This window comes from Novipirellula rosea, from assembly GCF_039541335.1.
GTDB classification, from domain to species: domain Bacteria; phylum Planctomycetota; class Planctomycetia; order Pirellulales; family Pirellulaceae; genus Novipirellula; species Novipirellula rosea.
On sequence record NZ_BAABGA010000012.1, the window covers coordinates 134695 to 147677 of the forward strand.

Consider the following 12983-nt stretch of genomic DNA (forward strand, 5'->3'; position numbering starts at 1 on the left):
CGGCTGAGTCGTGAAAAGTACATGCGACGGGCACACGTTACTGAACATCTCGCCATCGCTCAGCAGTTTCGTGTTTGCAACGATGTGCGAGTTCATTTCTATCGCACACTCGCAGCACACCAAGTGCTGCAGCTGCGTCATGAGCTATTGAAAACCGCCGAAGACGGTGCAGTGACGGCTCGCGAACTATACATCCAAGGCCAAGCCACCCGTCCCGAGGTTCGGCGATCGAATATCACGCTGCAGCGTGCTCGGTTGGATGTTCTGACCGCCGAAAATCATTATCGCGATCAGTTTCGTCAATTGGTTTCGCTCGTCGGCGTCGACTTCGCCGTCGCGCCCGTTGCCGGATCGCTGATGCCCGAAACGGAGCCGATCTCGTACCAGCAAGCCCTATCGACCCTGCTTACCGAAAGCCCTGAATTGATGGCGGCTCGTGCAAAACTTTCGGGCGACCGAGTCACGCTGCAACGTGAACGAGTCGAGTGGGTCCCCGATATCGTGGCTCGCGGTGGATCGGGTTACAACTTCGACGCCAAAGAAACCGTGGCTGTCGCAGGGGTATCGATTGAACTGCCAGTGTTTGACCGCAACCAAGGCACGATTCGCCAGGCGCAAGCGGATCTGATGCGTCAACAGGAAGAGATCCGCCGCATCGAACTCGATCTGCAGCGGCGTTTGGCAAGCACGTATCAACAATATCTAACGTCGCTTCAGATCGCTACCGAATACGATCGCGTGATCATCCCCGAAGCACGTATGGCATACGAAGAACTGCTGGAAAGCTACAAGGACAACCGCGTCGATTGGCCCGATGTCTTGTCGGCTCAGCATGACTTGTTCGATGCACGGCTGACGCAGATCCAACAACTCGAGATGGTCCGTCAAAACGAGGTGCTGGTTCGTGGATTCATGCTCGAGGGCGGCTTACAAGCAGCCCAAAGACCGACACCTCCAGGCCATATCGATGCGACTCCGAAGCCGCGGTAGTGCAGATTGAAGATTGAAGATTGAAGATTGAAGATTGAAGATTGAAGAGTGAAGAGTGAAGAGTGAAGAGTGAAGAGTGAAGAGTGAAGAGTGAAGAGTGAAGATTGAAGAGTGAGGAGTGAGGAGAGAAGAGACAGGAAAGTGGACGAAGGGAATCGACGAAGTTTTATTTTGCAACCCAGAGATTTAACCCATGTCGAACCACGAAGCTCGTCGCCAATTCTTGAAAGTCGGATCCCTCGCGGCAGCGGGTGGACTGTTGGCGGGTGCGGCCAGTGCCCAACAGCCGATGGACATGAAAGACATGCCGATGCCGATGTCCGACGAGCATGCTGGGCATGCTGGGCATTCCGATAAGCCACAGCCCAAAGTTCCTGCGGACTCGGATGTCAAAGCGGAAATGGACGGTTTCTCTCGCTTCAAACCCAGTCGCGGCAATGATCCCGATTCGGATTATTACCTAGGCAAATTGATGCCTGGGTTCCGTAGTGCCGCAGCCGGTCCGGCTCCCTTCGAAGCTCCCGACCTGACCAAATTGCCCTGGAAAATGGTGCGGGGTGCAAAAGAATTCCACTTGGTGCCGATGGCGGTCGAGCGAGAGTTTTTGCCGGGCTACAAGATGAATGTCTACGGCTACAACGGCAGCATGCCAGGACCCACGATCGAAGTGAATCAGGGTGATCGGGTGCGGATCGTGGTAACCAACGAACTGCCCGAAGCCACGACGACGCACTGGCACGGCTTTGAGCTGCCGGTCCAGTACGATGGCAGCGAAACGTTGACTCAGAATCCGATCGAACCGGGCAAGTCGTTTGTGTATGAATTTGATGTGCACGAAGAGGGCACGTTCTTTTATCATGCCCACGTCCCCATGCAAGAAGCGTTTGGCAGCGTTGGTTGGTTTATCGTGCATCCTCGCAAAGTGTTCGATCCGCCAGTGGATCGGGACTTTGGCTTGATCTTCCAAAACTTCTTTATCGAGCCGACTCAAACCATTGCCGACAGTTGGCGGATGGATTGGAATTGGCATACGATCAATGGCCGCAGCGGTCCCTACACCACACCGCTGGTGGTCAAACATGGCGAACGAGTTCGAATTCGCTTGCTCGACTTTTCTCCGATGCAACATCATCCGATCCATCTGCATGGGCATACGTTTTGGGTGACGGGACACGAAGGGGCGCGGATTCCCAAATCAGCCTGGATCCCTCGAAACACCGAGTTGGTGGGGATTGCCCAAGCATCGAATTTCGAGTTCATCGCCAACAACCCAGGCGACTGGATGTTCCATTGTCATATGGTTCACCACATGATGAATCACATGACTCGGCAAGTTGGCCCCCGGATTCGCAAAGGCGTTTCGGTCGACCGCTATTTAGCGAACTATTCCAACCGCCCCCGTGTGGATGCGACACGGGATGATCCTGGGTTTGACACGCCGGGGTACCCGCAAGAAATGAAAAGCATGAATATGTCCGATGCGATGATGGACACGATCTGGAGTCGTCGCGAAGTCCAGGGGATGCGTGCGATGTGGCCCATGTCGATCATGGGCTTGATGACCGCCCTGCGGGTGTTACCCGAGGATCTGTATCACAAAGTGATGGAGACGGACGAAGACATCCCCAAAGGAAGTATCTTCGAAGAAATTGTGCGACGTTTCGGCGACCCATCGACCTACCAATCTGGGCCCAAAAAGGGGATGCACGGCATGGAGATGTAGATTGCCATCGTGTCCACTGCCGAATTGAGTTTGGCTGAGTACAATGAGCTTTTTACCCAAACAAATTGTCCCTGCTTCGCTTCGTGCGTAAGACTCTGATTTGCCATGCTTGATGACGAAGAAAAGAAGAAGTTAGCCAACCGCCTGCGGCGTGTCGTGGGACAAGTCGAAGCGGTCCAGCGGATGATCGATGAAGATCAGTATTGCGTCGATATTTTGATGCAGTTATCTGCCGCGACTGGAGCGTTAGGCAAAGTGGGACAAATCGTACTCGAGCAACATTTGAAGAGATGTGTCACCGAAGCGATCGAAAACGGCGACGCCCACGATCGCGACGAGAAACTGGAAGAACTGATCAAGCTATTCCGCAAATACGCAGGGGTTATCGATTGACGTGACATTCTGGGGCTGCACCATCGTCGGCTTTCTGCTGACACTGCTAGGAGTGTGGGAAACGTTTATGGCGGTCCTGCACCCCAGGGCGGTGGTGGGTCCAGTCACGACCGTCATTAACCGCGGGTTTCATCGCGTCGTGGACTCATCGGCGATTAAACACAGTCGCTGGGTTGTCTTTACCGGCCCCGTGCTGATCACCATCCAGGTGCTGTGCTGGGCCACCTTGCTATTGATCGGTGTCAGTCTGATCGTTTGGCCTCAGCTGGGCGACGGCATCGTGCCAAGTGGCAACAAGCCCATCGATTCATCGTTTAGCACCGCAATCTACTACGCGGGGTTTACCATCACCACATTGGGTACCGGTGACTTGGTGCCCGAAAACGTCGCCATGCGAATGTTGACGATCACCACCGCGGGACTCGGGTTCAGCTACTTCACGCTTGTCTTGGCCTACGTCATTTCAATTTATTCCAGGCTTGCTCGGCGCAATCAATTCGCCTGTGAGATCGATTATCGGACACAGCGAACCGGCGACTGCTTGGTTTATTTGAAGCCCTATTTGGTCGGTGACGATCCGTCACTGATCCATCAAGATCTTTACACGCTCGCATCGAATATGGCCGAGCTACTCGAGTCGCATCATTTCTATTCGGTGTTGCATTACTTCCGTTTCAATGAACCGCGGTACGCGATGAGCCGGATGTTGCGGTTTTGTTTGGAAGTCGCCTCGCTGCTAACGGCATTGCGCGAAGCCGGAGGTCCCAATGCATCATCGATCTCCGAACCTGAATCGCGTCTGTGGCACGCAAGCCGGCAGATGCTTGACGATACCCACGAACACTTCATTGCCCATCCCACATCGGATCACGAGCTCGACACATCGATCGCCGAACGTTTGTGTGAGCAATTACAATCCGAATCGCCCGATGCACGTCCCTCGGATCCAACCAAATTCATCGCGGCGTATACCGAGATATGCAAGGAGTGGTTTCACGACCTACGTTCGCTCGAAATCGGATCTGGGGATTAGCTGCCACTTAGCAAACATTTTGAAAGGAGTTTACCATTTCAAAATGTTTCCCGAATGACATCTGCCCTCCGGTGGCGTTTGGGCCGTCCCGCTAGAGCTTTACCGAAATGGGCGCAGGTCGACCGCCAGCTTTGAAGGTAGTGGACGAGGCAACGAGTCCCAGCGACTGGGTGGCACGACGAGATTCGTAGCCTCGTCCACTACAGAAAACACTTCACCTGCGTGATTTGTAACCAAATTCGAATGGCAAAGTTGTCTCCGAACAGTGCCTTACATCGCCAACATAGCTAGTGCCATTGCGATCATCACACTGTTCTCGATGATCGTGACCACCGACATCGGCAAATTAAATGCGGTTCCCAAGCAAGCACACTGAATCGCTTGCTTCTTCCTAACCGCCGCAATCACTCCCACCAACCCGATGCTCATCACCACCGCGGTTACGACGTTCGCCACCATCAACTGAGTCCCGGTGACAAACAACAACCCCAGAGTCACTTCGATCCACGGGTACGCGAGCGCATAAGGACGTGATCGGCGGGCGATGATATCGTAGGTTGAAAAGGCGTCGGCAAATTTTGAGATGTTCAGCAGTTTGAAAAACGCAAACCCCAAAAAGAAGAAGCCCATAAAGTAACTCATCGCACGGGTCCACTGCCAGTTTGCATGAACCGATTCAACCAGCACCGTGGCACCAATCACATAGCTAACGACAAGGAACAACGGCTTGTACGTCGCCAAGCTAAACGCAGGTTTTGCTGCCGGCGCGGCGATCGATACGGTTTCCGGTTCATGCGGAATGACCGATGCCGTGAAGCCTGCTTGCCCGATCAGGTTGACAATGTGCTCGGGTCGGCCATCGGGAGCGAGTTCGACGTGAATCAGTTTTCTGGGATCACTCAAGTCCGGTTTCCATTGCCGGACACTTGGTTCGTTGTCCAAAAACGGAGTGACTTTGCTGAGGCATCCGCCGCAAGTCATCGAGGTCGAAAACGTTGTATTCATGATTTTAAGTTCCGTTGTGCTTACAGGTGTTTGTTTCACCAACGATTGCTTCAATGATGGGACAACCAGGGACCTTTCCCCGCCCCGAGCAATCGTGAACAAGTTGAGAGAGCGTGACTTCCATCTGTTTAAGATCCGCAATTTTCTGTTGGATCGACACCAACTTGGCTTCCGCCAGCGTTTTTACTTCGCGCCGTGACGCTCCGGGCTGCTCGGACAATCCAAGCAATTCCTGAATCTCGGCAAGCGTGAATCCAAGATTCTGAGCTCGCTTGATAAACCGGATACGATCCACGGTCGCCTTAGGATATTCACGAAAGGATGTCCTGATCGGCGTCGGTTCGTTGATCAAACCGCTGCGCTGATAAAAGCGAATCGTCTCGACTCCTACGCCGGACGCCTTTGCCACTTTTCCGATCGTAAAGCCCGCCATCTCATCTTCCTCCACTACCCATTATCGACTCCGTACAATAGTACAGAGTCAAGTCTAATTCGATTGACTCGATAGGAAATAGCAAGGTGGCGATCGCGTTAATGGCAAGCATGGCTGTACTGCAACCTGTGTCATCCAGAAACGTCACCGGCATAACGTCCTACTCGGATATCGCCGATTTGATTTTCATTTGGATAATTAGCCCAGCAAATCCGTCCGGCTCGAATCAGCACGGTATGTCCAACCTGCGTAAAGCCCATCCGCCGCACACTCTTCAAAGCTCGAAAATTACTGCATTCCGTTGTCAACAACAGACGTTTGCCCCCGCGATCCGACATCCGCTCGGCAATCAGTGACACCATCGCCGCATAAAGTCGCTTGCCACGATACCGTGGTACTACATGCACCCCGAACAAATAGGCCATGTCCGCCGGTAACTCGATGGGTAACTTGGTTCGCAAATCACCATCATGGTTCAGTTCGCCCGAAACCATCCCGGTCTTCACCCCGGCCAACCCCACGACGACTTCATCGGCTAGAACGACGAGACATTCTGCTTGATGTATTTCAAGCAACGAATTCCAGGTATCACTTATTGAATTCTCTGGGTTTTCACGAAGCTCGGTCAAACGAGCAACCGTCAACCATTCGAATTGGTAATCTGCAGGCAGCGGCTCGGATTGAATTGACTCAATCCGAGCTTCGAGAAAACAAGAAATATTCAACGTCAAAATCCGCCTTGTGATTCGATAAGGCAGATAGCGTAGTCGTGTCAGAAGAGGCAAAAGCGTGCTCGATACAATGGATCATTTCGCAGCGATCTTCCAGTGACACTGCGGTGAGAAAACGCAAACCATTTCAGTCGAAAAACTAAAAAGGCAGGGGCGGCGTGCGTGTCATCATGACCTGGGTCACGAATCCAACGGACACCACCCCCGCGTGATCAGACAAGGAGTTGGGAGACAAGGAGAGTTTGATTGACCTTGACCTCCGCCGCTCTTATTCCCGACGTGATTAACGCAGTGCGGGTGCTTCGACTCCTTGTGACTTCAGAATCGTCAGATATTTGGCTGGATCCGCGGCGATCTTTTTTGCGCAGCCTGGGCAGCAGATGTAGATCGCTTTGCCAGCCGCATTGACCTTGAATGGGCCGCCCATTGCATCGAGCGGTTCGTCCATCACGGGACACTGTTTTTGTGCGGCGATGTAAGGTGCATCGGCTTGGCTGACTTTGAACACGCCTTCACGCACCTGTTCTCCTTGGGCCGGAACGCTTCCTGCAGCATGTTTGGCGGCACTCGCCGATTCCTTAGTCGACAACGCATCGCCATAAACCATGGCCAAATATTTGGCGGGTTCCGCTTTGATCTTTTTGACACATCCTTTGCAACATAAAAAGATCGGTTTGTCCCCGATCGTCACTTTGACCGGCTGTCCCATGCTGCCGAGCGGCTCGTCCATGACCGGACATTTGGCTTGTTTGGCGACCAAGGCGGCGTCGGCGGCAGTGGCACTGGTGACGGTAATTTCCGGTCGTCCGGCTGCGTATTTCGCGGGATTCGATTTCACTGCGTTCACGCATCCGGCACAACAGACATAGACTTTTTGACCGTTGACATCGATGGCGATGGGATCGCCCATGCTACCCAGCGGTTTGCCAGAAACAGGACAAATCTTTTGCCGCGCAATCGCGGCAGCGGCAAGCTGAGTTTCGCTGGCCGGGACCGTCGCCACTTCTTTAAAGACAACCGCTTGGCCGCTGGTCGATGGCACGCCCACCAATTGAACATCGATCTCGATTTGTCGTCCTGCGATTGCTGACAAGTTGACTGCCGCCGCCAAACCACCTTTGCCATCGGGAAGCAGATCGTAGCGATAGCGTTTTGCGTTTCCTTCGACGTGAAGTGACGCCGCACCACGGCCTTGCTCCATCGCAACCGCCGATCCGGATCGGTCGTACACGAACATTTGGATGCCACCCTGCGAGACCACCGTCTCGAGTTGAATCTCACCCGTTTGTCGCAGCGACCCTCCGTGAGGCCCTTGGACCGGGTGCTCGGCGGTCGCGACGCCGGACGAACCGTGGGCGGCATGTTCATCAGCAGCATGGTTTTCAAGGTCTTGAGCGTTGACCGACAACGCTGCCGTTGCAAAGGCAACAGCAACCATGGTCAGTGCTAAATGCAAATCGCGTTTCATCCTTGTTCTCTCTCTTAAAATGGGGGGAATCTTTCGACAGGGTTTCCATTCCAATGGTGTCCGTCACCGATTGGATGCGTGATCACGAGAATCCTTCACGAGGAAGGTGATTTTTTTTCTGAAGTAGATACGTGTGATTTGATTCATTGAGAAATACTCCCCTCGAACGCTTTCGACGGATCAATGGGGGCGGAATCGTTGACGTTCTCGTCGCTGCGATGCCACAATGGGTCTGCAAAACCCAATCGCATCTTCATTTCCAAATAGCCGCTGTACAGCGTCGGCACGATGAACGAGGTGAACGGTTCGGCTAACATCCCACCGAACACGGGAATCGCCATCGCACGAGCGACATCGGCGCCGCGGCCGGTCGCGATCAGTACCGGGATGAGCGCTGCCAACGTGGTGACGGTGGTCATCATGCAAGGCCGAATCCGTTTCAAACCGGCTTCGTAAACGGTGTTACGAATGTCCTGGACCGAATTAATTTTGCGTTTCTGTAGCAATTGATGAATGTAAGTCGCCATCACGACGCCATCGTCCACCGCTAAACCAAACAGCGCGATGAACCCGACCCAAACCGCGGTATTCAATTCGACTTGCATCCATCCGACTAAGACCATTCCGCCAGCGAACGCGACAGGAATCCCGGTAAAGACCGCCATCGCGATCGGCAGGTTACGGAACTCGATGTAAATCAGCAGCAGGTTGATCAGAATCACCAGCGGAATGATCCACATCAAACGCTGGTTCGCTTCGATTTGGTTGCGAAAACTGCCGACCGCTTCGAGCGAATAGCCAGGCGGAAGCGACAAATGATTCGGATGTTTCGAGGGCAGTGTCTGAGCTTGGAGTAATTGTTTTTCAATCGCCGACACCGATTCCAAATCACCCGCCGCACCGTTGGTCATGAACGCGACGTGGGCTACCAAGCGAGCGTTCTCGCTATTGATCGCACCCGGCCCCCAAGTCGTTTCCAGTGTTGCCAATTCCTCAAGCGGAACCACCGCACCGCTGTCGGTCACGACCGGCAATCGACTCAGTTGATCGATGTGTTCTCGCAAGTCCCGGTCATACCGTAGACGGACGGGATAACGCTCGCGGCCTTCGACCGTTTTGATCAAATTCATGCCGCCCAGTGCGGTTTCGATGACTTCGTTGACCTTCGCGGCACTCATCCCATATCGCGACGCCGCTTCGCGATTGACTGAAAATTCGACATATGGTTTTCCCAACACGATGTCGGGGTTCACCGTTCCTGCATTGATATACGGAGATTGTTTTAGCGTTGCGGCGACGGCCATCGCCGCATCGGCGAGCGTTTGTAAATCATCGCCATACACGCGAATCGCCATCGGCGCCTTGATCCCGCTTTGCAGCATCACCACTCGGCCTTCGATCGGTTGCAGCGCCGACGCCGGTGTCACCCCAGGCAAGGTGGCGACACGATTGATTTCGTCCCAAACGTCACGCGCCGTCACACCATCGCGCCACTCGCTCTCGGGTTTCAACATCACATAGGTTTCCACCATTGCGGCGGGGGCGGGATCGAGTGCTGATTCAACGCGTCCGATCTTGCCCAGTACATCTTTGACCTCGGGAATTTGGCCGATCAGGACGTCTTGCGTCTGCAACACCTGCATCGCCTGCGAAAAACTTGCCGCAGGATACAGCGTCGGCATGTAGAACCAACTGCCCTCGTCCAGTGCGATCCAATCATCGCTGCGGAGTCCCGTGAAGATATGTTTTGCATCGACGTAACCGGGAAACTCATTCAGATCGGCGCCGAACCAACTGGCGACGCGTTCGACCGGTCGCATCACCGTGGGCATGCCGATATAGGCGCCAACGCCCAACACCAACAAGACCGCAGGGAACGACAATGCGACCACCTTGTTGTTCAGCGCGTAACGCAAGCGGGCGGCATAGATCCAGCGTACAAATCGGCTCGACGGAATTTCTTCGATCGGACGAATCCGTTCACGCAACAATTGCCACCCCAGCACAAACCCCAACACGCCGGTCGCGGCGGATACGGTCCAGAGCGGAATTGCCAACCACTCGGCAATACGATTTCCCCATAGAAATTGAGCCGCCATCGATAGCAGAACCGCCAAGGCGATCCCGGCGATCAGCGCGGTTCGCTTTTGATAGTTCGCACTGCGAAGCAGCAAGCGGCTTAGTGCGGGGACAATCGTTACCGCGGTAACCATCGCGGCCGCGATCGCAAACGTTTTGGTATACGCCAGTGGCGAGAAAAGTTTGTAGTCGCGTCCGGTCAAAAAGAAGACAGGCAGAAAGCTGACGATCGTCGTCGCCACCGCCGTCACCACAGCCGGAGCAACCTCGATCGTCGCCGTGTAGATGACCGCTGCCCGGGAAGGAAGAGAGGGAGTAGAGGATGCTGACTCGTTGTCCCGCCATCTCGTACTTTCTCCGTGTCTCCCACTCTCCGTGTCTCCCCCTCTCCTTGTCTCCTTGTCTCCTTCTCTAGCCTTTTCCCATTCCGCTAGATGCTGATAAATATTCTCGGAGACGATGATTCCCATATCGACCATCGTTCCGATCGCGATCGCGATCCCGGCGAGCGACATGATATTGGCTTCGACTCCCACGACGTGCATCGCGATAAACGACATCAACACCGCTGCGGGCAAACTGATCGCCACCACGAAACTGCTGCGAACGTGCAATAGGAACAGCAGAATGATGACGGCGGTGATCAGGATCTCGTCGCGAAGTGCATGCGTGAGCGTGGCCATCGTCTCGTCGATCAGGTTGCTGCGGTCATAGACGCCCTGGATCGTGACGCCACCCAGTGCCGGCTGGATCGTCGCGATTTTGTCTTTGATGCGATCCAGCACCGCGCGTGGATTCTCGCCATACCGCATCACCACCACGCCACCGACCGCTTCGGCGCCGTTGTAGTCCAGGGCACCGCGGCGGAAATCAGGCCCCAGCTGGACGCGTGCGACGTCTCGCAAGTGGACTGGCACGCCGTCTCGCTGCAGAATCACGGTCTGTTCCAAATCGACGACCGCTTGGTTTTTGTCGCCGTTGCTGCCCAAGAATCCTTTGCCACGCACGATGAATTCCATCCCCGTGGTCTCGACCGTTTTCGCGCCGACGTCCAAGTTCGATCCTTTGATCGCCATTGCAACGGCGTCCAACGTGACGTTGTGGAAACGAAGTTTGTCGGGATCCACTTCGACTTGGTACTGGCGAACGTAACCGCCGATCGACGCGACCTCGCTGACCCCTTCGACCGCTTGCAATTCAAATTTCACAACGAAGTCTTGCAGACTGCGAAGCTCCGCCAAACTCATCCCGTCCGCAGGCGGCTGAAGCACGTAGTAGTAAATCTGTCCAAGCCCCGTCGCATCCGGTCCAAGCTGCGGAACCACACCGTCAGGCAATTGCGAAGCGGCGCTGCCGAGTTGTTCGGCAACACGGCTGCGTGCCCAGTAGAAATCGATCTCGTCTTTGAACGTGACTTGCACAAAGCTGTATCCGAACATGCTTTTGCCGCGTACCGATTCGGCCCCTGGCACCGCCAGTAGCGAGACGCTGAGCGGATACGTGACTTGGTCTTCGATGTCTTTGGGTGACCGCCCGGGCCACGGCGTCAACACGATGACTTGGTTCTCACCCACGTTCGGGATCGCATCAATCGGAACGGCTTGGTAAGCAAACCAACCGCCGACCGACAAGCCGATCGTCATCAAGACGACAAGCCAAGGTTCACGAACACAGAAGCGAATCAACAGGTTAAGCATTTTCCGCCTCCGGCGTCTCAGAGGGGGAGACACGGGGAGGGGGAGAGAGGGAGAGCAGGTCGGATTGGTCGATCAGAGGAAATTCGTCACTCAAATACACTGCTTCCTCCTCCTTCACGCCTCGTTTCCCTCTCTCCTTGTCAATTTTTCTGCCACGCTGCTTGTCTGCCTTGGCAATGCACCATTTGTCCGGCGCAACGATCATTGCAACGATCATCCTCAAGATTTCCTCATAGAACTCGGTCGCATCGTCGGCAGTTTTTTGATCGAGATAGCCATGGACCGCGGCGTACTCGAGCCACACCTGCGTTTCAGCCGCTTCGGCCTCTGAAATGTTGAGCGTGCTACAGAAGTGATTCTCGTAGCGTCGTTTCCGCCATGCTTCCGCAATGTTTGCGCTGACGCTTCGTGCAGATCGCCTCAATTGATCGGTGAGTGAATACATTTCCTCACGCGGAAACGATTGTGACAATTCAAAAATTCGCCGCCCTGCTGCGAACGACTTTTGATACACAATCAAATCGCGATGGCTATAAATACGATCACTCATTTCGATCTCCTGTTTCTAAGTTTTCAACCACTCTCCCACTCTCCCACTCTCCCACTCTCCCACTCTCCCACTCTCCCACTCTCCCACTCTCCCACTCTCCCACTCTCCCACTCTCCCACTCTCCCACTCTCCCACTCTCCCACTCTCCCACTCTCGATGCTTCGGAAATCGGCACCTCCCCCTCCTTTATCTCCGCACGCACGACCGCCAGAGGCTCTTTTACGGTAGTGTCCTTGCGAACGCAAAAAGAAATCCAGATACCATCGACTGCCGGCATCCGCGTAGGAGGCGGGAGACACGAGACGCATATCCCACGGCAATTCACGCACTTTATGGGCAGCAGGCAACACCCCCGGCGACTGCAAAGCGGTGTCTTTGTGAGGTCTTCGAGAGATTCATTTTAACTTTTTCGGAAATAGAACCCTTTGTGTTGTTGACGGCAGAGCGGGAGCCCTATATTCTTCGCCCCTCACTGACCGAGTGACACGCGTCACACTCTTCAACGCAAGGGAGTGAAGCAGTAGAAATCGGCGGTTGCAAAGCTCAGACGTTCCGGGTAAAACCAGCGACTGAGAACTGATATTTGACAATTTGGTTGTTTGGTAGTTGGCATCTGAAAGAGCACTACACTCGCAAGTAGAGCAGTTCAGCTCGAGACTCGGTCTCGGGAGGCTCTGTTTCAAAAGCGAGAGAAGTGAAAACAAGTTCTGAGAAGCGTTGCCAACGCCTCGATTCGACTCACGCAGTTTTGCTGTGCGGGTCGCAATTAAAAGCGTTGGCAAGAATGTATTCTTATAGGATTCTGTGCAACGTGATTGCTGCAGTCAGTGAAGTCGTCTCTTCGGAGTCGGCCGAGTTAAAGCAGCAATCACCACATGTGA

The 12983-nt window shown here is 54.3% G+C and carries 10 protein-coding genes; 4 read left to right on the plus strand and 6 right to left on the minus strand.

Going from position 1 to position 12983, the window contains the following annotated elements; translation table 11 throughout:
* The 4 genes from ABD971_RS05035 to ABD971_RS05050 form a co-directional block, all read left to right on the plus strand.
* Positions 1–990, plus strand: a 990-nt coding sequence (locus tag ABD971_RS05035) for a TolC family protein (protein WP_345320024.1), incomplete at its 5' end; no start/stop codon positions are given.
* Between the two features lie 193 nt (positions 991–1183).
* Entirely contained in the window at positions 1184–2713 is a 1530-nt protein-coding gene (locus ABD971_RS05040) for a copper oxidase (protein ID WP_345320026.1), read from the plus strand.
* Positions 2714–2818: 105 nt separating this feature from the next.
* Positions 2819–3106 carry a metal-sensitive transcriptional regulator gene (locus ABD971_RS05045; RefSeq protein ID WP_339938917.1) on the plus strand — a complete coding sequence of 96 codons (288 nt, stop codon included), beginning with the start codon at positions 2819–2821 and terminating at the stop codon, positions 3104–3106.
* Position 3107: 1 nt separating this feature from the next.
* Positions 3108–4139: a potassium channel family protein gene (locus ABD971_RS05050; RefSeq protein ID WP_345320030.1), complete on the plus strand. Its 1032-nt coding sequence runs from the start codon at positions 3108–3110 to the stop codon at positions 4137–4139.
* A gap of 270 nt (positions 4140–4409) precedes the next feature.
* Here the strand turns inward: ABD971_RS05050 and ABD971_RS05055 are convergent, their stop codons facing one another.
* The 6 genes from ABD971_RS05055 to ABD971_RS05080 form a co-directional block, all read right to left on the minus strand.
* Positions 4410–5144: a heavy-metal-associated domain-containing protein gene (locus ABD971_RS05055; protein WP_345320032.1), complete on the minus strand. Its 735-nt coding sequence runs from the start codon at positions 5142–5144 to the stop codon at positions 4410–4412.
* 4 nt (positions 5145–5148) lie between these two features.
* On the minus strand, positions 5149–5577 hold the full coding sequence (locus ABD971_RS05060) for a MerR family transcriptional regulator (protein WP_339938922.1): 429 nt from the start codon (positions 5575–5577) through the stop codon (positions 5149–5151).
* 131 nt (positions 5578–5708) lie between these two features.
* Positions 5709–6302 carry a GNAT family N-acetyltransferase gene (locus ABD971_RS05065; protein ID WP_345320034.1) on the minus strand — a complete coding sequence of 198 codons (594 nt, stop codon included), beginning with the start codon at positions 6300–6302 and terminating at the stop codon, positions 5709–5711.
* A gap of 289 nt (positions 6303–6591) precedes the next feature.
* The gene (locus ABD971_RS05070; RefSeq protein WP_345320036.1) at positions 6592–7776 is read right to left on the minus strand and encodes a hypothetical protein; all 1185 of its coding nucleotides are present in this window, start codon (positions 7774–7776) and stop codon (positions 6592–6594) included.
* A gap of 143 nt (positions 7777–7919) precedes the next feature.
* Positions 7920–11552, minus strand: coding sequence for an efflux RND transporter permease subunit (locus tag ABD971_RS05075; protein WP_345320038.1), 3633 nt, complete (start codon positions 11550–11552; stop codon positions 7920–7922).
* Positions 11545–12102 carry a four helix bundle protein gene (locus tag ABD971_RS05080; RefSeq protein WP_345320040.1) on the minus strand — a complete coding sequence of 186 codons (558 nt, stop codon included), beginning with the start codon at positions 12100–12102 and terminating at the stop codon, positions 11545–11547. The genes ABD971_RS05075 and ABD971_RS05080 overlap by 8 nt, the downstream gene beginning before the upstream one ends.
* Positions 12103–12983: the final 881 nt, after the last annotated feature.

Excerpts from the sequence above, each read along its gene's own strand:
- ABD971_RS05070 (WP_345320036.1), bottom strand. The coding sequence starts at position 7,776 with ATGAAACGCGATTTGCATTTAGCACTGACCATGGTTGCTGTTGCCTTT.
- ABD971_RS05060 (WP_339938922.1), bottom strand. The coding sequence starts at position 5,577 with ATGGCGGGCTTTACGATCGGAAAAGTGGCAAAGGCGTCCGGCGTAGGA.
- ABD971_RS05080 (WP_345320040.1), bottom strand. The coding sequence starts at position 12,102 with ATGAGTGATCGTATTTATAGCCATCGCGATTTGATTGTGTATCAAAAG.
- ABD971_RS05055 (WP_345320032.1), bottom strand. The coding sequence starts at position 5,144 with ATGAATACAACGTTTTCGACCTCGATGACTTGCGGCGGATGCCTCAGC.
- ABD971_RS05075 (WP_345320038.1), bottom strand. The coding sequence starts at position 11,552 with ATGCTTAACCTGTTGATTCGCTTCTGTGTTCGTGAACCTTGGCTTGTC.
- ABD971_RS05040 (WP_345320026.1), top strand. The coding sequence starts at position 1,184 with ATGTCGAACCACGAAGCTCGTCGCCAATTCTTGAAAGTCGGATCCCTC.
- ABD971_RS05045 (WP_339938917.1), top strand. The coding sequence starts at position 2,819 with ATGCTTGATGACGAAGAAAAGAAGAAGTTAGCCAACCGCCTGCGGCGT.